This window comes from Amycolatopsis sp. NPDC024027, from assembly GCF_040638975.1.
Classification (GTDB): Bacteria; Actinomycetota; Actinomycetes; order Mycobacteriales; family Pseudonocardiaceae; genus Amycolatopsis.
The window spans coordinates 151,579-171,521 of sequence record NZ_JBEZYY010000017.1 but is presented as its reverse complement, the minus strand read 5'-3'; the positions used below and the strand labels follow the sequence as shown (position 1 = coordinate 171,521).

The window sequence follows — 19,943 nt, the reverse complement described above, 5'->3', positions numbered from 1 at the left end:
GGCGGGTCTCACGCGGCGACCTGCTTCCGCTCGTCGCGCCGGGCCTTGGCCAGGCTGGCCACCGTGGTCACCGACAGCACGACGATGATCACACCGAGGGAGACCCAGTTGTTGATGTCCAGCCAGTCCGGGACGACGTGGTACTCGTGCAGCGCGTGCAGGAACAGCTTCGCCCCGATGAAGGCGAGGATGACCGCGAGGCCGTAGCTGAGGTAGACGAGCTTGGTGACCAGGCCGCCGAGCAGGAAGTACAGCTGACGCAGGCCCATCAGCGCGAACGCGTTGGCGGTGAAGACGAGGAACGCCTCCTGCGTGATGCCGAAGATGGCCGGGATCGAGTCGACCGCGAACAGCAGGTCGGCCGAGCCGATGGCCACGATCACCAGCAGCATCGGGGTGATCATCCGCTTGCCGTCGATCTTCACCGTGTACTTGTGGCCGTGGTAGTCGTCGGTCACCGGGGCGAACCGGCGGACCTGCCGGGTGACGGCGTTCTCGTGGTACTCCTCGTCCTCGCCCTTGCCGCGCAGCATGCTGATCGCCGTCCAGATCAGGATCGCGCCGAAGAGGAAGAACACCCAGACGAACTGGGCGATCAGCGCGGCGCCGATGGCGATGAACACGCTCCGCATGGCGAGCGCGAGCAGGATGCCGACCAGCAGCACGCGGTGCTGGTGGATGGCGGGCACCTTGAACGAGCCCATGATGATCATGAAGATGAACAGGTTGTCGACGCTCAGCGAGTACTCGGTGATGTACCCGGTGAAGAACTCGACGCCCGGGTCGTGCCCGGCGAAGACCCACACGCCGATGCCGAAGACGATCGCGCACGAGACGTAGAAGATGACCCAGCGAGCCGCTTCCCCCGTGGTCACTTCGTGCGGCTTGCGATCGACGATGACCAGGTCCAGCGCGATCAGCGCAAGCAGGCCACCGATCGTGGCGATCCAAAGCCACAGGGGGACAGTCATGGAACTCGAACCTCCGGATAGTGCGCATGAGCAGCTAACCGGAGGTCTCTCCCGCCGGTGGAACCACCGGCCGACGGTGCCGGGGGCGCAGGGCCACCGTGCTGACGACACCGCCGCGAAGGAATACTCCCCTCACAGCGCGTCCAGTTTGCCGGTTCCCCCCGGTCGAGCGCCAGCCGAGATCGCGCACGTCACCGGGTTGGTCGTGTAATTCCGGTCACTTCGGTCCACCAGGTGGTCCGCGACCGTGTGATCGACGTGAGCCGGTGAGGGCACTCTCAGGAAACTTCACATACGGTCACGTCGTGCCCCGACTCCCGCTCCCGCGCACCCGCCGAGCCCGTCTCACGGCGATCGGCGCCGTCGTGGTGGTGCTCGCCGCCGCGACCGTCCTCTGGGCGACGCGTGACACGGCGCCACCCGCCGTGCCCACCCAGGACGCGCTGCTCGACCTGCCCGCCGGCCCCGGCTCGGCCGAGCAGGTCAAGATCGACACGACCACCTACCTCCCGGCGACCGTGCCCGCCCCGGCGGTGCTGCTCGCGCACGGCTTCGGCGGGGACAAGAACAGCGTCGCCGACGACGCCCGTGAGCTCGCGCGGAAGGGCTTCGTCGTGATGACGTGGTCCGCGCGCGGGTTCGGCAAGAGCACCGGCAAGATCGGGCTCAACGACCCGGACGGCGAGGTCGCCGACGCGAGCCGCCTGATCGACCGGCTCGTCGCGCAGCACCAGGTGACGCTCGACGCCCAAGGCGACCCGAAGATCGCCGTCACCGGGGCCTCCTACGGCGGCGCGCTGTCGCTGCTGCTGGCCGGCACGGACAAGCGCGTCGACGCGATCGCGCCGGTGATCACCTACAACGACCTCGCCCAGGGCCTGGTCCCGAACGCGGCGACCCCCGCGGCCACGGCCCCGGGCACCCCGTCCGCCGGGGCCTTCGCCACCGACGGCGTCTTCAAGAAGAGCTGGGCCGGCATCTTCTTCTCGGCCGGCTCGGGCGCCGCGGCGAGCGGCTCGCCGTCCGCCGAAGCGCCAGAAGCCGGGCAGGAGACCGACGCCGGGTCGACCGGCGCCGCCGGGACCGCCGCCGCGGGGGCCGCGCTGCCCGCCGGGCCGCCGGGCGCGGGCGGGCCGCGGAGTGCGCCGGCCGACCCGTGCGGCCGGTTCACCGCGGCGGTCTGCCGCGCCTACACCGAACTCGGCACCACCGGGCAGGCGAGCCAGGCGAGCGTGGACCTGCTGCGCCGCGTCTCCCCCGCGTCCGTGACGAGCAAGATCACCGTGCCGACGCTGCTGGTGCAGGGCGAGAGCGACACGCTGTTCGGGCTCGACCAGTCCGACGCGACCGCCCGGCAGATCACCGCGGCGGGCGGCAAGGTCAAGACCATCTGGTACACCGGCGGCCACGACGGCGGCAAGCCCGGCCCGCAGCTGCGCGCCAAGATCGGCGACTTCCTGAAGACGGCGCTGGACGGCGGCGACCCGGGCACCGGGTTCAGCTACGACGTCCAGGGCACGTTGCGCGCCAACGGGACGCCGTCGGTCCGCACGGTCAACGCGGCCGCCTACCCCGGGCTGACCGGGCCGGCGACCGAGCGGCGGCTGCTGGCGCTGGCCGGGCCCGCGCAGCCGGTGGTGCGCCCGGCCGGGGCGAACCCGTCGGCGGTCAGCGGGATCCCCGGGCTCAACGGCATCGCGAGCAGCACGTCCCGGCTCGGCGCGCTGTTCAGCAACGACCCGCCCGGCCAGGCCGCGCAGTTCGCCACCGCCGCTTTCGACGGCCAGGTCGTCATCAGCGGCTCGTCCACCGTGCGGCTGCAGGTGGCCGCGGACCCGGCGCACCCGCAGCCGGACGCGGTGCTGTTCGCGAAGCTCTACGACGTCGGACCGGACGGCTCGCGCGTGCTGCCGGCCAACGCGATCGCCCCGTTCCGGGTGAGCGGGCTGCCCGCCGACGGCACCCCGGTCGACGTCACGGTGACGCTGCCCGGCATCGTCCGGCCGATCGAGGGCGGCCACTCGCTGCGGCTGGTCGTCGGCACCACCGACCAGGCGTTCGCCGCCCCGGCCGCGCCCGCGGTGTTCCGCGTCGGGCTCGCCGGCGGCACCGCGCTGGCCGTGCCGATCGTGCCGGGGACGTCGGTCGGCTCCCCGGCGCCGGTCGGGCAGCTGGTGGGCATCGGCGTGACGCTGGCGATCGGCCTCGCCGTGGCGCTCTTCGCGGCCCTGCGCCGCCGCCGCGCCACCGACGCGGATCCGGAGCTCGCCACCACGCCGCTGGTCATCGAGGGGCTGCGCAAGGAGTACCCGGGCGGGTTCGTCGCGGTGAAGGACCTGTCCTTCCGCGTCGAGCCGGGCCAGGTGCTCGGCCTGCTCGGGCCGAACGGCGCGGGCAAGACGACCACCCTGCGGATGCTGATGGGCCTGATCACGCCGACGCAGGGCCACATCCGGGTGTTCGGCCACAAGATCACCCCGGGCGCGCCGGTGCTCTCGCGCATCGGCTCGTTCGTCGAAGGCTCCGGCTTCCTGCCGCACCTGTCCGGGCGGGCGAACCTCGAGCTGTACTGGGCTTCGACCGGACGGCCCGCGGAAAGGGCGCACTTCGCGGAGGCGCTGGAGATCGCCGGCCTCGGCTCGGCCGTCGAACGGCGGGTGCGGACCTACAGCCAGGGCATGCGGCAGCGGCTGGCGATCGCGCAGGCGATGCTCGGCCTGCCGGAGCTGATGGTGCTCGACGAGCCGACCAACGGGCTCGACCCGCCCCAGATCCACCAGATGCGCGAGGTGCTGCAGCGGTACGCCGCGACCGGCCGCACCGTGGTGGTGTCCAGCCACCTGCTGGCCGAGGTCGAGCAGACCTGCACGCACGTCGTGGTCATGCACCGCGGCTCACTCGTCGCTTCGGGCGAGGTCGGCGAGCTGGCCGCGGCCGGCGGCGAGGCGACGTTCCGGGTCGACGACCCGGCAGCCGCCGCGGCGGCGCTCAAGGCGCTCAGCGGGGTCACCGACGTCGACGTCGAAGGCGAGCTCGTGCACGCGAACCTCGGCGAACTGCCGCGGGCCGAAGGCGTGGCCGCGCTGGTGCGCGCCGGCGTCGCGGTGGAGCAGGCCGGGCCCCGGCGCCGGCTGGAAGACGCGTTCCTGCAACTGGTCGGAGATGAGTCGTCGTGAGTGAAGGTGTCCACACCGACCCGCATGCGCTCGACGAGCTGAGCGACCTCGCGTCGCAGGAGCACGCGGGCGTCGGGCCGGACGGGGCGGTCGAGGGTTACTCGGCGCGGCGGACGCTGCGGCTCGGCGTGGAGCTTCGGCGCCAGCTCAAGCGGCGGCGCACGCAGTTCCTGCTGGGGTTCGTCGCGCTCCTGCCGTTCATCCTGGTGATCGCGTTCCAGCTCGGGCAGTCGAGCCCGAACCGGCGCAGCGGCGGGTTCGTCGACCTGGCCACGGCGTCCGCGCCGAACTTCGTCGTGCTGGCGCTGTTCGTGTCGGGGACGTTCCTGCTGCCGATGATCGTCGCGCTGTTCTTCGGCGACACCATCGCGAGCGAGGCGTCGTGGTCGAGCCTGAAGTACCTGCTGGCCGTGCCGGTGCCGCGGCAACGGGTGCTGCGGCAGAAAGCGATCGTGTCCGGGCTGCTGTCGGCGTTCGCGCTCGTCCTGCTGCCGTTGGTGTCACTCGGCGTGGGCGTGCTCTGGTACGGCGCGGGCGACGCGATCAGCCCGACGGGTGACGCGGTGTCCTTCGGCGACAGCCTGCTCGCCATCGGGCTGTCCACTGTGTACATCATCCTCCAGCTGGCCTGGGTGGCCGGGCTGGCGCTCGCGCTGAGCGTGTCGACCGACGCCCCGCTGGGTGCGGTCGGCGGCGCGGTGCTGGTGGCGATCCTGTCGCAGATCCTCGACCAGATCACCGCGCTGGAAGGCCTGCGCAACTACCTGCCGACGCACTACGCGTTCTCCTGGATGGACCTGATCTCGACCGACGTCGACTGGACCAACCTGGCGAGCGGCATGCTGTCGGCGGCGATCTACGGCACGGTGTTCTTCCTGTTCGCCGGGCGGCGGTTCGCTCAAAAAGACATCACCAGCTGACGTTCTCGAGCGGCGTACGCTGCGGAAATGACCGCCGTGGAATGGCACCAGCCGCCCGCGCCGCTGGTGAAGACGCTCAACGTGGTGTTGCGCGCGGTGCTGCCCAGCCCGCTCGGCCGCGGCGTCGGCGAGTTCATGCTGCTCGCCTTCGCCGGCCGCCGGACCGGGCGGCGCTACCGCGTGCCGGTCACCGCGCACCGCGACGCCGAAGGCCTGTGTGCGCTGACGCCCGCGGGCTGGCGGCTCAACTTCCGCGGCGGCGCGGACGTCGACGTGGCGTTCGCCGGCCGGACGACGCCGATGCGCGGCGTGCTCGTCGAGGACGAAGCCGAGGTGGCGCGGACCTACCTGGACCGCATGACCGAGCTGGGCATGCGCCGGGCCGCCCGCATGATCGGGCTGAAGTTCCCCCTCGGGCGGCTGCCGGCCCTCGACGAGGTCGCCGGGCTGGTGCGGCGGGAGCACTTCGGCGTCGTCCGGTTGAGCGTCAGGACCTGACCGGCCCGCCGGGCCGCGGTACGGTCGGGCCGTGCCGATCAGCCTGGACAGCCACCGCGACGTCGCCGTGCTCCGGATCGACCACGGCGGCGGCAACACCCTCGACACGGACTCGTGCCGGGCGCTGGTGCGGCGGCTCGAGGAGGCCGAACAGGCCCGCGCCGTGGTGCTCACCGGCACCGGCCGCGTCTTCTGCGCGGGCGTCGACCTCAAGCGGCTCGACGAAGGCGGCGCGCCGTACGTGGCGGAGTTCCTGCCGCTGCTGTCCGACGCCCTGCTGGCGGTGTTCGGCAGCCCACGCCCGGTGGTCGCCGCGCTGAACGGGCACGCCATCGCCGGGGGCGCGGTGCTCGCCGCGGCCTGCGACCACCGGGTGCTGGGAGCCGGCAAGATCGGCGTGACCGAGCTGCTCGTCGGGCTGCCGTTCCCGTTGGCCGCGCTGGAGATCCTGCGCTGCGCCTACGGGACCGCCCGGCTGCCGGCGCTCACCTACACGGGTGAAACCTGGGGCGGTGAGGAGGCCCTGGCCCGCGGGCTGGCCGACGAGCCGGCGCCACCGGACGAGGTGCTCGAGCGGGCGGTCGCCGTCGCGGCCCGGCTGGGCGACCTGCCCGCCGGATCGTTCGCGCACACCAAAGCCCAGATCCGGCAGCCGTTCCACGAGCGGATCGCCGAATACCGCCACTCGGACGACCCGCGGGTGCAGCGGCTGTGGCAGTCCGCCGAGGCGCTCGCCGCCGTCAAGTCCTATGTGGACCGCGTGCTCCGCTAGCCGGCGTGCACGCCGGTCTCGGCGAGCGCCTTGATGCCCTCGACGGTCTTCTGCATGTTGTCCCGCAGCTCGCCGAGCCGCATCGCGACGATCTCGTCTTCGTGCTCGGGCATCGAGCCGATGATCCTCGTGAGGTTGGACGGGCCGGGGCCGATCTGCGCCCACTGGCGCAGGACCGTGCCGTCGCCGTCCGGGATGAGCTGGAACCGCCACGACGCGGCCGGGTTCGTCACGTCCATCACGGCCCACGCGAACAGCCGCGCGGGTTCGTAGCCGGTGACGGTCGAGAGGGTCTCCCACTCGCCGGCGACCGGGTGGGAGTTGCGGCCGCGGAACTGCGCGCCGAGGCCGGGCTCGGCGCCCTCGACCCAGCCCCCGCCCTGGAACTCGGTGGAGAACCGGGCCGGCAGGTCGACGTCCAGCAACCAGGACCAGACCTCCGCCGGCGGCGCGGCGATGCGGACCTCGACCTCGGTGGTCGGGCAGTCGGAAACCTTCATGGCGGACCCCTCGCTCGATGACGGTGCCTACGGATCCGGACCGTAACGCGGCCCGGATCGCGCGGACAACTCGCACGTTGCCCACGCCGCGCACGCCCGCGGACGCGGCGCCACCCCTCGAAAGTCGGATCCTGGCCGATTATGCGCCCGGACAGCCGATTGCCGACCGGCGCCGGTTCTGTGAGGGTCCCACCGAGGGTTTCGGCCGGGGTCCGGTGAGCCGGGAGGGTGCTCGATGCGCAGACTTTTCACCGCGGGTGCGGTCCTGCTCGCGCTGGCCGGCCTCGCGCCGGCGGCCGCGGCGGCGCCCGACATCAAGGCACAGCTGCAGCGGATCCCGGGGCTGACGATCGTTTCCGAGGACGCGGCGCCGGCCGGGTTCCGCTTCTTCAAGCTGACCTACACCCAGCCCGCCGACCACCGGCACCCCGGCGCGGGCACGTTCGAGCAGCGGTTCACCCTGCTGCACCGAGACTTCGCCGCCCCGACGGTGGCCTTCACGAGCGGCTACAACGTCAGCGGCTCGCCGAACCGCTCGGAACCGACGCAGATCGTCGACGGCAACCAGCTGTCGATGGAGTACCGCTACTTCACGCCGTCGCGGCCGGAGCCGGAGAACTGGGCGAAGCAGCTGACGATCTGGCAGGCGGCGGCGGACGAGCACCGCGCGGTGCAGGCGTTCAAGGCGATCTACCCGGGCAAGTGGCTGGCCACCGGCGGCAGCAAGGGCGGCATGACCGCGACGTACTTCCGGCGCTTCTTCCCCGACGACGTCGACGCGACGATCCCGTACGTCGCGCCCAACGACGTCATCGACCCGATCGACGTCTACAACCGGTTCCTTTCCCGCGTGGGCGACGATCCGGCGTGCCGCGACGCCCTGAAAGCGATCCAGCGCGACGCGCTGAAGCGGCGTGACGAGCTGGGGGCGATCGCCGCGGCGGACGCGGCGCAGCGCGGGCTGACGTTCTCGATCGTCGGATCGGCCGACAAGTCCCTCGAGATTTCGGTGATCGACTCGTACTTCGCGTTCTGGCAGTACCAAAAGCAGGCGGACTGCGCGACGGTGCCGCGGCCGGGCGCGCCCGCGGCGGACGTCTACGCCTGGTACGAGAAGGTGGAAAGCCTCAACACCTACTCCGACCAGGACCTGGCGCCGTACATCCCGTACTACTACCAGGCGGCGGTGCAGCTGGGCTCGCCCGAGGCGTACGACGGCTACCTCCGCGACCTGCTGCGCTACCCCGGCGCCGACCAGCCGAAGACGTTCGTGCCGGCGTCGATCCGCCTGCCGCGCTTCGACTACCTCGCGATGCCCGACATCGACTTCTGGGTGAAGTCCCGCGGCACCCGCCTGCTGTTCGTGTACGGCTCGAACGACCCGTGGGGCGCGGAGCCGTTCGAGCTGGGGTTCGGCAGCCGCGATTCGTACCGGTACTACGTGCAGGGCGGCAACCACGGGTCGAAGATCGCCCAGCTGGCCCCGGCCGAAGCGGCGGCGGCCACGGCGACGGTCCGCCGCTGGGCCGGCCTGCCACCGGTTTCGTCATTGGCTCTTCGCTCGGCTCCGGCGGGCTTCCCGGACTTCGACGCGGACCTGACGCCTCGGGCGCGGCTGTAACTTTTCTCAGGCCGGGCGTACTCTCACCACACCTGACGGCCCGGCCTGAGGAGGCGCGCATGCCTCGTCCCGTCCACTTCGAGATCCACGCGGGCGACCCCGAACGCGCGGTGGCGTTCTACACGGCGGTGTTCGGCTGGAAGTTCGAGCGCTGGGGCGACGTCCCCTATTGGATGATCACGACCGGCGAAGGCAACGGAATCGACGGCGGGCTCCTCCCCCGCCAGGGCCCGGCACCGGAGGCCTCGGCCCCGGTCCACGGATTCGTCAACACGATCGACGTGGCGAACCTGGACGAGGCACTGGGCGACGTCAACCGGGCGGGTGGAACGCTGGCCCTGCCCAAGAACCCGGTCCCGGGCGTGGGCTGGCTGGCGTACTGCAAGGACACCGAAGGCAACGTCTTCGGCATGCTCCAACCGGACGAGAACGCGCCCGCCCCGGAGTGAATCAGGGCCGTTTGGCCTTGGGCAACCGCGCGACGACCCGGTCGTAGGAAGCATCGACGAGTTCTTCGAGCTCGGCGTCCGGCACCCCGGCGCCGAGCTGCACGCGGTTCCAGCCGTAGCGGCCGAGGTAGTCCATGACGCTGACAACCCCGGGATACCGCGCCCGCACCTCGGCGGCCTCGTCCCGGGTGGCGCCGCACTTGACGGCAACGCTCCCGGGCGGCTCTTGGCCGATGAAGGCGAAGCCCTTGCCCCCGACCTTGGCGACGAGCACGTGGTCGCCGAAGGGGTAGGTCTCCTCGGCGCCGGGCTTGGCGAGACAGTAGGCAACGACGGCTTCGAGATTCACGGTGCACCCCTGCGAGTTCGAGATCGATCGCTCCGGAGAACGAGGACGGTGGCCGGCGGAGGAAAGCAGCGGTAGGCGGCGGTGGCGGGCCGGGCCTGGTCGACCGGGACGCCAGGCCGGACGGGGCAGGGCCGGGGATCCGGGCCGGGCGGGCGAGGCCAGGCGGGCGGGCGAGGCCGAGCCGGGCCAGGCCGGGCCGGGCCGAGCCAGGCCGGGCCGGGAGCGGGGCCGGGCGGAGCGGGGCATCCAATCCGGGCCGGGTCGGGATCCAGGCCAGGCAGGCGAGGCCAGGCCGGGCGGGGAGGGTCGGGTCGGGTCGGGGATCCAATCGAAGTGAGCGGAGCGGGGCCGGATTCACTCGGCCACCTCTCAAGCTCCGGCCTCGGCAAGCCCCTCCTGCCCTCGGCCCCCTGGCCACCCGGCTCCTCCTGCCCCGACGCCACCCCCTCCTAGCCTCGATCCCTCCTGGCCCCGGCAGCCTCCAACCGCTACTTGATGCCGGCCGCGTCCATGCCCCTCAGCTCCTTCTTCAAATCCGAGATCTCATCCCGCAAGCGCGCCGCCAGCTCGAACTGGAGGTCTCGCGCCGCCTGCATCATCTGGTCGGTCATCTGCTGGATCAGATCCGCCAGCTGGGCTCGCGGCATCGCCGAAACGTTCTTGTCGACCAGCATTCCCGAGCTCCGCACCCGGTCACCCTGCTCCGGCTTCTTGCCGCGCGAAGAGTTGCGGCCCGAGCCGCCCACCGAGACCTGCTCGGTGTCCTCGGCCTCGCTGTACACCCGGTCGAGGATGTCCGCGATCTTCTTCCGCAGCGGCTGCGGGTCGACGCCGCGCTCCTCGTTGTAGGCGACCTGCTTCTCGCGGCGGCGGTCCGTCTCGTCGATCGCGTGCCGCATCGAGTCGGTGATCTTGTCCGCGTACATGTGGACCTCGCCCGACACGTTGCGCGCCGCGCGGCCGATCGTCTGGATCAGCGAGGTCCCGCTGCGGAGGAAGCCCTCCTTGTCCGCGTCGAGGATCGCCACCAGCGACACCTCCGGCAGGTCGAGACCCTCACGCAGCAGGTTGATGCCGACCAGCACGTCGAAGTCGCCCGCCCGCAGCTGCCGCAGCAGCTCGACGCGGCGCAGCGTGTCGACCTCCGAGTGCAGGTAGCGCACCCGGATGCCCAGCTCCAGCAGGTAGTCGGTGAGGTCCTCGGACATCTTCTTCGTCAGCGTGGTGACCAGGACGCGCTCGTCCTTCTCCGCCCGTTCGCGGATCTCGTGCACCAGGTCGTCGATCTGGCCTTCGGTCGGCTTCACGACGACCTTCGGGTCGACCAGGCCGGTCGGCCGGATCACCTGCTCGACGAACTCGCCGCCCGCCTGGCCCATCTCGTACGGGCCCGGCGTCGCCGACAGGTACACCGTCTGGCCGATCCGGTCGGAGAACTCCTCCCAGGTCAGCGGCCGGTTGTCGACCGCGCTCGGCAGCCGGAAGCCGTACTCGACCAGGTTGCGCTTCCGGGACATGTCGCCTTCGTACATGCCGCCGATCTGCGGGACCGTCTGGTGCGACTCGTCGATCACCAGCAGGAAGTCGTCCGGGAAGTAGTCGATCAGCGTCGCCGGCGCCGTGCCTGCGCCGCGGCCGTCGATGTGGCGCGAGTAGTTCTCGATGCCGGAGCAGAACCCGACCTGGCGCATCATCTCGATGTCGTAGGCCGTGCGCATCCGCAGCCGCTGCGCCTCCAGGAGCTTGCCCTGCCGCTCCAGCTCGGCGAGCCGCTCCTCGAGCTCCTTCTCGATCCCCTGGATCGCCTTTTCCATCCGCTCCGGGCCGGCGACGTAGTGCGTCGCCGGGAAGATCCGGACCTCGTCGACCTCCTTGACGATGTCGCCGGTCAGCGGGTGCAGGTAGTACAGCTTCTCGACCTCGTCGCCGAAGAACTCGACGCGGATCGCGAGCTCCTCGTACGCCGGGATGATCTCGACCGTGTCACCCCGCGCGCGGAACGTGCCGCGCGCGAAGGCGATGTCGTTGCGCGTGTACTGGATGTCGACCAGCGCCCGCAGGAAGACGTCCCGGTCGAGCTGCATGCCGACGGCGAGCTTCGAGGACCGGTCCAGGTACGACTGCGGCGTGCCCAGGCCGTAGATGCAGGAGACACTGGCGACCACGATGACGTCCCGGCGCGACAGCAGGTTCATCGTCGCCGAGTGGCGCAGCCGCTCGACGTCGTCGTTGATCGACGAGTCCTTCTCGATGTAGGTGTCCGTCTGCGCGATGTACGCCTCGGGCTGGTAGTAGTCGTAGTAGCTGACGAAGTACTCGACCGCGTTGTTCGGGAACAGCTCGCGCAGCTCGTTCGCCAGCTGCGCGGCCAGGGTCTTGTTGGGCGCCATCACCAGCGTCGGCCGCTGGACGCGCTCGATCAGCCACGCCGTCGTCGCCGACTTGCCGGTGCCGGTGGCGCCGAGGAGCACGACGTCCTTCTCGCCCGCCTTGATCCGGCGTTCGAGCTCGTCGATGGCCGCCGGCTGGTCACCGGCGGGCTGGTAGTCACTGACCACCTCGAACCGGCCGCCGGTCCGCGGGATCTCCGAGACGGGCCGGAAGTCGGACTGGGCGAGCACGGGGTGTTCGGTTGCGAAAGCCACGTGGACCAGAGTAGGCCGACCCACCGACAATTTCCGTCGGGCCTGGTCAGCGGGCCCGGAACACCGTGACCGACGTGACATCGCCGCCGTCGACGGCGCAGTGCAGGACCGGGTCGTCGCCGAAGCACGAGACCAGCACCCGATCGGGGCCGGTGGCTTGCCCCTCGGTGCGCGGGAACTCCGCCAGCACGCCGGCGACCTCGCGCGGCGACGGCGGGGGCGGGATCGGCAGGCCGTGGCCTTCGAAGAGGCGGTTCAGCTGGTCGGCGGCGGCGGCGCGTGGGAAGCCCGCGAACGCGGCCGTCTGGACTACCACTTCGCAGACCCCGGCCGGCGACAGCCCGGCGGCGGGGCCGGTGCGGAGGTGGACGCTCAGCGGCGGCCCCACCATCCCGGCGGCGAGCGTCGCGGCTCCGCGTGTGCGGGCGTCGAGGGCCGGGCGTTCGTGAAGGTGGCCGCAGACGGTGCCGACGGCCAGCTCGCCCAGCGCGGGGACGGTGGCGAAGAGCGCGGCCTTTCCACCGTCGACAAGGCCGGCGAAGTTCTCGCGGCCGCGGTCGTGGAGGTGGCCATCGGGTCGGTCATGGTTGTCTCCTCAGCAGCTGCAATCGCAACAGCTGCAACAGTCGCAACAATCGCAACCGCCGTCACAGCCGCAGTCGCATCCGTCGCAGGTGCTCACCGGTTTTCCGCTCCACGGGCCAGGGTAGGGATCGCGGCAGCAGAACTGGCAGGTGCAGCACATGTAGGGGGTGAGGGCGCAGCCGAGGAAGAAGTTGCGCTTCTTGGGTGGGACGGCGAACTTCGGGTACCAGAGGCCGCCGCCCTTGCCGTCGTACGGGCCGGATTTGCCGGGGCCTTTGGGGTCCTTGGGATCGTTGGGGTCCTTGGGGCCGCCGGGCCCACCCGGACCGCCGGGGCCGTTCGGACCGCCTGGGCCACGTCCGCCGGGAGCGCCCGGCGGCGGGACCGGTCCGGGCGGCGGAAATCCCTGGGGCTGCGGCGAGCCCGAGCCGGGCGGAACCTGGTGCGGGTGCTGCTGCGGAGTGGGCCCCGGCCCGATCCACCCCGGCGGCGGCTGTTGCCCGGCCAGGCTGCCCGGCCGGGAGCCGTGCTCGAGCGAGGAGCACTCACCGGCCGACGACGAGTGCCCCAAGGGCGAGATCTCTCCCGCCCCCGAGCCTCGCCCGAAGGAGGTCTCGCCCGGCCGGGAGCCGTGCCCGAAAGGGGAGCCCTCCCCCGCGATCAAGCCGTGGCTGTGGCCGTCGTGGTCATGGTCGTGGTCGTGGTCGTGGTCGTGGGAGAAGCCGTGGCCGAAGGCTCGCCGCACCGCTTGGCGGAGTTCGTGCACCAGCAAGGCGTGCACCAGCGCCGGCTCGGTGAACTCCGCCTCGCGCAACGCCAGCTCCACCCCCAATACCGCGTCATCGCACAGCCGGCGGGCCTCCTGCGGCCCCGTTCCCGTGGCCAGCAACGGGTTCCACGCCCCCGCCGCCGCGTCGGCCGCGTAGTCCTCCACCGCGTCCAGCAGGTGCGCCACCCGGCCGAACAACCGGCCCGCCTCGGCCAGTGCGGGCGCGTTGCCCGGCTTGCCCGCCAGCTCCGCCGTTCGCGCGAACGCCGCCGCCGTTGCCCGCTCGGCCGGCTCCGTGGCCAGCAGCGGCGAGTCGCCCGGCCGGACCGATGACTCCAGCGCGCCCTGGCCCTCGACCGCCTCCGTCAGCACCGTCGTGTCGAACCCCACCTGACCGCCCATCCGGCGCCCCTGCGCGGTCCAGCGGGCGGCGACCCGGCGCGCGGCCGCCGCCACCGGGCGCCTGCCGAACGCTCCGTCGCCGTCCTCGACGTGGTCGCCGACCTTGGCCGCCGCCAGGACCAGGGACACCGCCGCCGCCAGCTGGGCGCCTTCGCCGCGGGCCACCGAGGCCGTCCGCATGCCGCGCAGCGGGCACGGGCCGGCTTCGCGCCGGCCGTCCGCGCGGGGCGTCTGCGCCTCGGCCAGCACGGAGATGATCAGCCCGTCGTAATTGGTGACCACGCGGGCGAGCTGGCCGTGTTCGTCGCGCAGCGTGAGACACAGACCGCACAGGTGGGCCAGCCAATCCGCGTGCAGGTCTTCGGCGAGCCGGTGCCGGCACGGCCGGATGATCCCGAACATCCCCAGTTCCCCCTCGTTCCCGGAAGCTCGGCGCACCTTAGCCCGAACGCGTGATGCCCGGGGCGGGAGTTCGCGTTTCGTGACCGGCCCGGCAGGATGACCCGCATGGCCGCACTGCACCCCCCGAAGGTCGAGATCTTCGACCCCGCCGCGCGCGCGAACATCGACCCGAAGGGCATCCTGCGGGAGGTCGAGGAGTTCCGCGAGGAGCCGTTCGGCCTGTACCTCGCCCGGCCGACCCCGGGCCGCGCCCAGTTCCACTACCTCGAGTCGTGGCTGGTGCCCGGGCTCGGCCTCCGCTTCACCGACTTCTGGTTCTCCCCCGGCCACGAACGCGACCAGGACTTCTACCTCGACGTCGTCCGCGTCCACCGGGACGGCCCCCGCTGGATCGCCACCGACCTCTACGTCGACATCGTGCTCAAGGACAAACTGTCCCTCCGGGTGATCGACACCGACGAGCTCCTCGAAGCCCTCGAAGCGGGCCTCGTCACCGCCGACGACGCCGAATTCGCGCTGAAGACCACCTACACCGCCGTCGAGGGCCTGGCCGCGCACGGCTACGACCTCACCGCCTGGCTGGCCACCCTCGACATCGCGCTGACCTGGCGGCGCCACCCCTAGCCTCGTCCGGCCGGTCCGGCTGCTCGACGACCTGCGTGCCTAAGGCTTCCAGCCGGTGGCGGCCGCCCACTTCTCCGCGCGGGCGAACACGCCGTTGACCCACTCCTGCTTCTCGTCGGCGTACGCCGCGACCGTGCCGTCGGCCGCGTGCGCCTCGGCCAGCCGCAGCTTCACGTCGCGGTAGTCGTCGCGCTCGTCCGGGTTCGCGCGCAGGAAGTCGCGGAAGAGCAGCGCGAGCCGCCACGCGGGCGTCTCCACCGACCGGACGTGCAGGTTCACCGGGCGCCGCGGGTCGGCGCCGACGTGCAGCCGCTTGGGCCACGTCCCGGTTCCGTCCTGGGCGTCGTCGGCCCAGTCGCCTTCCAGCCGCGGGAACCCGGCGTCGGCCAGCAGCGCGCCCAGCGTGTCCGCGTCGTCCAAAGTGGACACCGTGAGCTGCAGGTCGAGGATGTCCTTGGCGGGCAGCCCGGGCACGGCCGTCGACCCGATGTGGTCGCCGCGGTGGGCCAGCTCCCCCGCCACCGCGCGGACGCGGGCCAGGACCCGCTCGGCCTGGGCCGGCCAGCCGAGGTCGTACTCGGCGATCTTCGGCGACATCGGCGGCCGCGGCCGGCGCAGCCGCACGTTGGCCTCGAACGGCACCAGCCGGTCCGCCCACAGCGCGTCGACCTCGGCGAGCACGGCGTCCTCGGCGCCGCCGTTGTCCAGCCAGACGTCCGCGACGGCGCGGCGCTGCTCGGCGCTCGCCTGCGCCCGGATCCGCGCCCGGGCGTCGTCCTCGGCCATCCCGCGGGCCGACACCAGCCGCCGCACCCGCACCTCGACCGGCGCGTCGACGACCACGACCAGGTGGTACGCCGTCGCGAGGCCGTTCTCGACCAGCAGCGGGATGTCGTGCACGATGATCGCGTCCGGCTTCGCGGCCGCCATCAGCTCCCCGGTGCGGGCGCCGACCAGGGGGTGCACGATCGCGTTCAGGCGGTGCCGCGACTCGTCGTCGGCGAAGGCCTTCGCGGCGAGCACGGGCCGGTCGAGCGAGCCGTCCGCGGCCAGGATCTCCGGGCCGAACTCCGCGACCAGCCGGGCGAGCCCTTCGGTCCCCGGTTCGACCACCTCACGGGCGATCCGGTCGGAGTCCACCAGCACCGCGCCGTGTTCGGCGAGCCGGTTCGCCACAGTCGACTTCCCGGCCCCGATCCCACCCGTCAACCCCACACGCAACATGCCGATCACCCTAGTCAAGCGGCCGTCGCACCCTCCGTGGACACGTCCGGTCAGATCTGCGCCATCTGTGTGACAGGTGGGAAAATGTCGTAACACTCAGCTGGTCCGGTCGACATAACCGGCGAGGGTGCGTCATCGAGGGGGACTCGTGAGGATGACGAAGATCAGCAGGCGGGCCGCGGCCGTGCTCTGCGCGGGCTGGCTCGCCATGGCCGTGCCGGAGGCCGCGGCAGCGGCGCCCGCACCGGCGGCCGGCGTGGCCGCGCCGCCGGGGCCGTGCCTGTCCGGCGTCCGCCGGGCGCAGGTGGCGTACCAGCCCGCGCCAGGGCAGCGGCTGTATGTCGTGCAGTACGCGTGGATCCCGTTCACCACATCGGCGCCTTGCCTGAAGAACTGACGATCCGCAAGTCGATCGTGACGCGTGACTCAACCGATATCCGGACACGCCGTGTTGCTTACCCACCTCGAACCGCGCCGGTGCGTACGGTGCGCGCGACAGCGTCGCCCACGCGGAGGAACGATGGCGGACAGCAAGCACGCCGGGAGGCACCGGCTCGGCACGCCGGGGCTGGTGCACTGCGTGGTCCACCACCCGGTGGCCGAGGCGCTGGCGGACTACCGGCGGACCTGGCTGAGCACGCTGCTGGTCCCGGCCAAGCACAGCTTCGCCGGCCTCCGCCGCAAGGCCCGCGCCGCGGCGCTCGAACGCATCTGGGTGCCGACGGTCAGCCCGCGCGGGCCGGCCGCGGTGACCATGCGCGCCGCCTGAGCTGTGCTACCCGAGGCTTCGCCTCGAGCCGGGGGCTTCGCCACCCGGACCCCCGAAAGCAGCTGCGCCAACCGAAGGCCCTGAAAGCGGTAGTCAGCGGCCGGTTTCCCGCGTCTCGATCGCGATCTCCGACGAGAGCGTCCGGTGCACCGGGCACTTGTCGGCGATCATCATGAGCCTGGCGCGCTGATCGTCGTCGAGGTCGCCTTCGAGCTCGATCTCGCGGGTGATCCGGCTGAGCAGGCCACGCTCGGTTTCGCACCGCGCGCAGTCTTCGGCGTGGATGCGGTCGTGCCGCAACCGGACGGTCGCCCGGGTCAGCGGGATGCCCCTGCGGTCGGCGTACATCCGCAGCGTGATCGCCGTGCACGAACCCAGCGACGCGAGCAGCAGCTCGTACGGGTTCGGGCCCGCGTCCGCGCCACCGACGGCGACCGGTTCGTCGACGAGCAGTGTGTGGGTCGCCGTGACGACTTGCTGCGTGTAGGTGCCGTCACCACTCGCGGTGACGACGACGGTGCCGGGCTCGGGGTGGTCCATCCGCCTGAAGTCCTCTCGGGTGGCGCCCATGGGGCGGGACGCCGCCGATCCGGACATCCGGCGCATTCCCAAGACGCGGCGGATATCGTATCTTCTGCTGCGAACGGGTCACCCGGACGCCGCCCGCGCCCGGCTGCCGCGAAGGGGGTGCGCCGTGGCCACCAGGCACTTGCCGATGCGTCCGGCCGACCAGGGCGGCCGCGAGCGCTACCTCGACGCGGCGTTGTCGGTGCTCGTGAACCGCGGGGTCCCCGGCCTGACCGTCCGCGGCGTGGCCGAGGCGGCCGGCGCGTCGACGCTCTCGGTCTACGCCCGCTTCGGCGGCCGCGCCGGCCTGCTCGACGCCCTGTACGAGCGCACCTTCGATTCGCTGCGGGAGCTGCTGGAAGGACTGCCGCCGTCGAGCCAGGACGGCGTCGCGGACCTGCTGCACCTCGCGCTGCAGTACCGGCACTTCGCCCGCGAGAGCCCGACCCGCTACGCGCTGATGTTCGAGCGCCCGGTGCCCGGGTTCGACCCGGATCCGGCGCTGCGGTCGGCGGTGCTGCGGACGACGTTCACCTTGTTCATCGCCCGGGTCCAGCGGGTCTGCCCGCCGGGAGCGGACGCCCGGTCGGCGGCCTACCGGCTGTGGACGGCCATGCACGGCCTGGTCGGCGCGGAGCTGATGATGGCCTCGCGGCGGCCGCTGCCGGACTGGTTCATCCCGCCGACCGAAGAAGCCCACGAGCAGATGTACCGCGACGGCGTCACCGCCATGATCACCGGCCTCGGCCTGCACAACCGCTGAGGCGCCGGCCCCTGGAGGGGTCCCGGCGAAGTCGCAGTCCGCCTTTCGGCCGTCCGTCGCGGGCGCCTGGCCGGGGCCGGCACACCACGACACCCTCGCAAGACCGCGCTTCCCCGGCGTCATCTGCGGGGCCCGCGCTGGAACACGAAGAACCCCCGGTCCGCTGGGACCGGGGGTTCTCGTTCAGCTCAGCGAGCTAGTGCTCACGCACCGCCGGAAAGCTTCTCGCGGAGCGCCGCGAGCTGCTCGTCGGAGGCGAGGGTGCCACCGCTGCTCTTCGTGTCGGTCGCGGTCGAGCCCGAGGTGTAGCTTTCCGCGCCACCTTCGATGCCCGTCGCCGCGTCCGCCGCCGCTTCCGCGTCGGCCTCGACGGCCTTCTGGACCTGCTTCATGTGGGCCTCGTAACGAGTGTGCGCCTCGGCGTACTGGCGCTCCCACTCCTCACGCTGCTTGTCGAAGCCTTCCTGCCACTCCTGGGTGTCCGGGTCGAAGCCTTCGGGGTAGATGTAGTTGCCCTCGGCGTCGTACTCGGCGGCCATGCCGTACTGGGTCGGGTCGAACTCGGTGTCCGGCGTGACACCCTCGTTCGCCTGCTTCAGCGACAGCGAGATGCGACGGCGCTCGAGGTCGATGTCGATGACCTTGACCATGACGTCGCCGTTGACCTGGACGACCTGCTCCGGGATCTCGACGTGGCGCTCGGCCAGCTCCGAGATGTGGACCAGACCCTCGATGCCCTCTTCGACGCGCACGAACGCACCGAACGGAACCAGCTTGGTGACCTTGCCCGGCACGATCTGGCCGATCGCGTGAGTGCGGGCGAACTGACGCCACGGGTCTTCCTGGGTCGCCTTCAGCGACAGCGAGACGCGCTCGCGGTCCATGTCGACGTCCAGCACCTCGACCGTGACCTCCTGGCCGACCTCGACGACCTCGGACGGGTGGTCGATGTGCTTCCAGGACAGCTCGGAGACGTGCACCAGGCCGTCGACGCCACCCAGGTCCACGAAGGCACCGAAGTTGACGATGGACGACACGACGCCCTTGCGGACCTGGCCCTTGGCCAGCGCGTTGAGGAACTCGCTGCGCACCTCGGACTGGGTCTGCTCGAGGTAGGCGCGGCGGGACAGGACCACGTTGTTGCGGTTCTTGTCCAGCTCGATGATCTTCGCCTCGAGCTCGCGGCCGACGTACGGCTGCAAGTCGCGGACGCGGCGCATCTCGACCAGCGACGCGGGGAGGAAGCCGCGCAGGCCGATGTCCAGGATGAGGCCGCCCTTGACGACCTCGATGACGGTGCCCTTGACGGGCTCGTCCTTCTCCTTGAGCTCCTCGATCGTGCCCCAGGCGCGCTCGTACTGCGCGCGCTTCTTGGACAGGATCAGACGGCCTTCCTTGTCCTCCTTCTGGAGGACCAGGGCTTCGACCTCATCGCCGACGGTGACAACCTCAGCCGGGTCGACATCGTGCTTGATGGAGAGCTCACGCGAGGGGATGACACCCTCGGTCTTGTAGCCGATGTCGAGCAGGACCTCGTCGCGGTCGACCTTGACGATGGTGCCTTCGACGATGTCGCCATCGTTGAAGTACTTGATCGTCTTGTCGATAGCCGCGAGGAAGTCTTCCTCCGACCCGATGTCGTTGATGGCGACCTGCGGGGCCGCGTTCGGGGCGGTCGGGGCGGTGGCGGTGTCGATGGTCATTAGGCGGGTTGCTCCGGTGGATGGGAATCGAGGGTTGGCAGTTGTCGGCGCGATGGGAGTGTTGAGAGCATGCGACGACCCTGCGAGCAAACGTCCACCAGTGAACGACCGCGGCATGACCCGCAAACGGTGCGCGACCCGAGTCCCAACCAGAAGCTGAGCGGAAGGCAGCGCGAACCCACTGCGCTAACACTTATCCTACGCGGCAGCCGCTAGGCGGCACAATCAGGGTCC

General features: G+C 71.6%; 19 protein-coding genes. 10 read left to right on the top strand and 9 right to left on the bottom strand.

Features of this window, described 5'->3' with window-relative positions; translation table 11 throughout:
• Positions 1-8 precede the first annotated feature (8 nt).
• Entirely contained in the window at positions 9-971 is a 963-nt protein-coding gene (locus AB0F52_RS34690) for a TerC family protein (protein WP_360180182.1), read from the bottom strand.
• Between the two features lie 305 nt (positions 972-1,276).
• On the opposite strand from AB0F52_RS34690, the gene AB0F52_RS34685 reads away from it, so the two are divergent.
• From AB0F52_RS34685 to AB0F52_RS34670, 4 genes are read left to right on the top strand one after another with little or no spacing between them, the layout of a single operon-like run.
• Positions 1,277-4,147: an alpha/beta fold hydrolase gene (locus AB0F52_RS34685; protein WP_360180181.1), complete on the top strand. Its 2,871-nt coding sequence runs from the start codon at positions 1,277-1,279 to the stop codon at positions 4,145-4,147.
• Positions 4,144-5,067: an ABC transporter permease gene (locus tag AB0F52_RS34680; protein WP_360180179.1), complete on the top strand. Its 924-nt coding sequence runs from the start codon at positions 4,144-4,146 to the stop codon at positions 5,065-5,067. Before AB0F52_RS34685 ends, AB0F52_RS34680 begins: the two co-directional genes overlap by 4 nt.
• Before the next feature lie 27 nt (positions 5,068-5,094).
• Positions 5,095-5,565 carry a hypothetical protein gene (locus AB0F52_RS34675; RefSeq protein WP_360180177.1) on the top strand — a complete coding sequence of 157 codons (471 nt, stop codon included), beginning with the start codon at positions 5,095-5,097 and terminating at the stop codon, positions 5,563-5,565.
• Between the two features lie 31 nt (positions 5,566-5,596).
• Positions 5,597-6,337, top strand: a complete 741-nt coding sequence (locus AB0F52_RS34670; protein WP_360180175.1) for an enoyl-CoA hydratase/isomerase family protein — start codon at positions 5,597-5,599, stop codon at positions 6,335-6,337.
• Here the strand turns inward: AB0F52_RS34670 and AB0F52_RS34665 are convergent.
• Positions 6,334-6,837, bottom strand: coding sequence for an SRPBCC family protein (locus AB0F52_RS34665; protein WP_360180173.1), 504 nt, complete (start codon positions 6,835-6,837; stop codon positions 6,334-6,336). The genes AB0F52_RS34670 and AB0F52_RS34665 overlap by 4 nt on opposite strands.
• 235 nt (positions 6,838-7,072) lie before the next feature.
• On the opposite strand from AB0F52_RS34665, the gene AB0F52_RS34660 reads away from it, so the two are divergent.
• Positions 7,073-8,458 carry a S28 family serine protease gene (locus tag AB0F52_RS34660; RefSeq protein ID WP_360180171.1) on the top strand — a complete coding sequence of 462 codons (1,386 nt, stop codon included), beginning with the start codon at positions 7,073-7,075 and terminating at the stop codon, positions 8,456-8,458.
• A 59-nt stretch (positions 8,459-8,517) separates the two neighbouring features.
• On the top strand, positions 8,518-8,907 hold the full coding sequence (locus tag AB0F52_RS34655) for a VOC family protein (RefSeq protein ID WP_360180169.1): 390 nt from the start codon (positions 8,518-8,520) through the stop codon (positions 8,905-8,907).
• 1 nt (position 8,908) lies between these two features.
• On the opposite strand, the gene AB0F52_RS34650 is transcribed toward AB0F52_RS34655, so the two are convergent.
• The 4 genes from AB0F52_RS34650 to AB0F52_RS34635 all read right to left on the bottom strand — a co-directional run bounded on the left by AB0F52_RS34650 (position 8,909) and on the right by AB0F52_RS34635 (position 14,059).
• On the bottom strand, positions 8,909-9,256 hold the full coding sequence (locus AB0F52_RS34650) for an MmcQ/YjbR family DNA-binding protein (RefSeq protein ID WP_360180167.1): 348 nt from the start codon (positions 9,254-9,256) through the stop codon (positions 8,909-8,911).
• A gap of 488 nt (positions 9,257-9,744) precedes the next feature.
• Positions 9,745-11,901, bottom strand: coding sequence for an excinuclease ABC subunit UvrB (gene uvrB, locus AB0F52_RS34645; RefSeq protein WP_233225779.1), 2,157 nt, complete (start codon positions 11,899-11,901; stop codon positions 9,745-9,747).
• A gap of 46 nt (positions 11,902-11,947) precedes the next feature.
• On the bottom strand, positions 11,948-12,379 hold the full coding sequence (locus tag AB0F52_RS34640) for a carboxymuconolactone decarboxylase family protein (RefSeq protein ID WP_360180325.1): 432 nt from the start codon (positions 12,377-12,379) through the stop codon (positions 11,948-11,950).
• Between the two features lie 117 nt (positions 12,380-12,496).
• Positions 12,497-14,059, bottom strand: coding sequence for a DUF5685 family protein (locus tag AB0F52_RS34635; RefSeq protein WP_360180165.1), 1,563 nt, complete (start codon positions 14,057-14,059; stop codon positions 12,497-12,499).
• 105 nt (positions 14,060-14,164) lie between these two features.
• Here AB0F52_RS34635 and AB0F52_RS34630 point away from each other — a divergent pair, with 105 nt between their 5' ends.
• A complete protein-coding gene (locus AB0F52_RS34630) occupies positions 14,165-14,683 on the top strand; it encodes a DUF402 domain-containing protein (RefSeq protein ID WP_360180163.1) in 519 nt (172 codons plus the stop codon).
• Positions 14,684-14,722: 39 nt separating this feature from the next.
• Here AB0F52_RS34630 and coaE read toward each other — a convergent pair whose 3' ends face one another.
• Positions 14,723-15,907 (bottom strand): dephospho-CoA kinase, encoded by a 1,185-nt coding sequence (gene coaE / locus AB0F52_RS34625; protein ID WP_360180161.1) that lies wholly within the window; start codon positions 15,905-15,907, stop codon positions 14,723-14,725.
• A 154-nt stretch (positions 15,908-16,061) separates the two neighbouring features.
• On the opposite strand from coaE, the gene AB0F52_RS34620 reads away from it, so the two are divergent.
• Positions 16,062-16,304: a hypothetical protein gene (locus AB0F52_RS34620; RefSeq protein WP_360180323.1), complete on the top strand. Its 243-nt coding sequence runs from the start codon at positions 16,062-16,064 to the stop codon at positions 16,302-16,304.
• 123 nt (positions 16,305-16,427) lie between these two features.
• Positions 16,428-16,676: a hypothetical protein gene (locus AB0F52_RS34615; RefSeq protein WP_360180159.1), complete on the top strand. Its 249-nt coding sequence runs from the start codon at positions 16,428-16,430 to the stop codon at positions 16,674-16,676.
• Between the two features lie 93 nt (positions 16,677-16,769).
• Here AB0F52_RS34615 and AB0F52_RS34610 read toward each other — a convergent pair whose 3' ends face one another.
• Positions 16,770-17,216: an OsmC family protein gene (locus AB0F52_RS34610; RefSeq protein ID WP_360180157.1), complete on the bottom strand. Its 447-nt coding sequence runs from the start codon at positions 17,214-17,216 to the stop codon at positions 16,770-16,772.
• A gap of 175 nt (positions 17,217-17,391) precedes the next feature.
• On the opposite strand from AB0F52_RS34610, the gene AB0F52_RS34605 reads away from it, so the two are divergent.
• The gene (locus AB0F52_RS34605; protein ID WP_360180321.1) at positions 17,392-18,006 is read left to right on the top strand and encodes a TetR/AcrR family transcriptional regulator; all 615 of its coding nucleotides are present in this window, start codon (positions 17,392-17,394) and stop codon (positions 18,004-18,006) included.
• Positions 18,007-18,209: 203 nt separating this feature from the next.
• Here the strand turns inward: AB0F52_RS34605 and rpsA are convergent, their stop codons facing one another.
• Complete coding sequence (gene rpsA / locus AB0F52_RS34600) at positions 18,210-19,709, bottom strand: 30S ribosomal protein S1 (protein WP_360180155.1); 1,500 nt, start codon at positions 19,707-19,709, stop codon at positions 18,210-18,212.
• Positions 19,710-19,943: the final 234 nt, after the last annotated feature.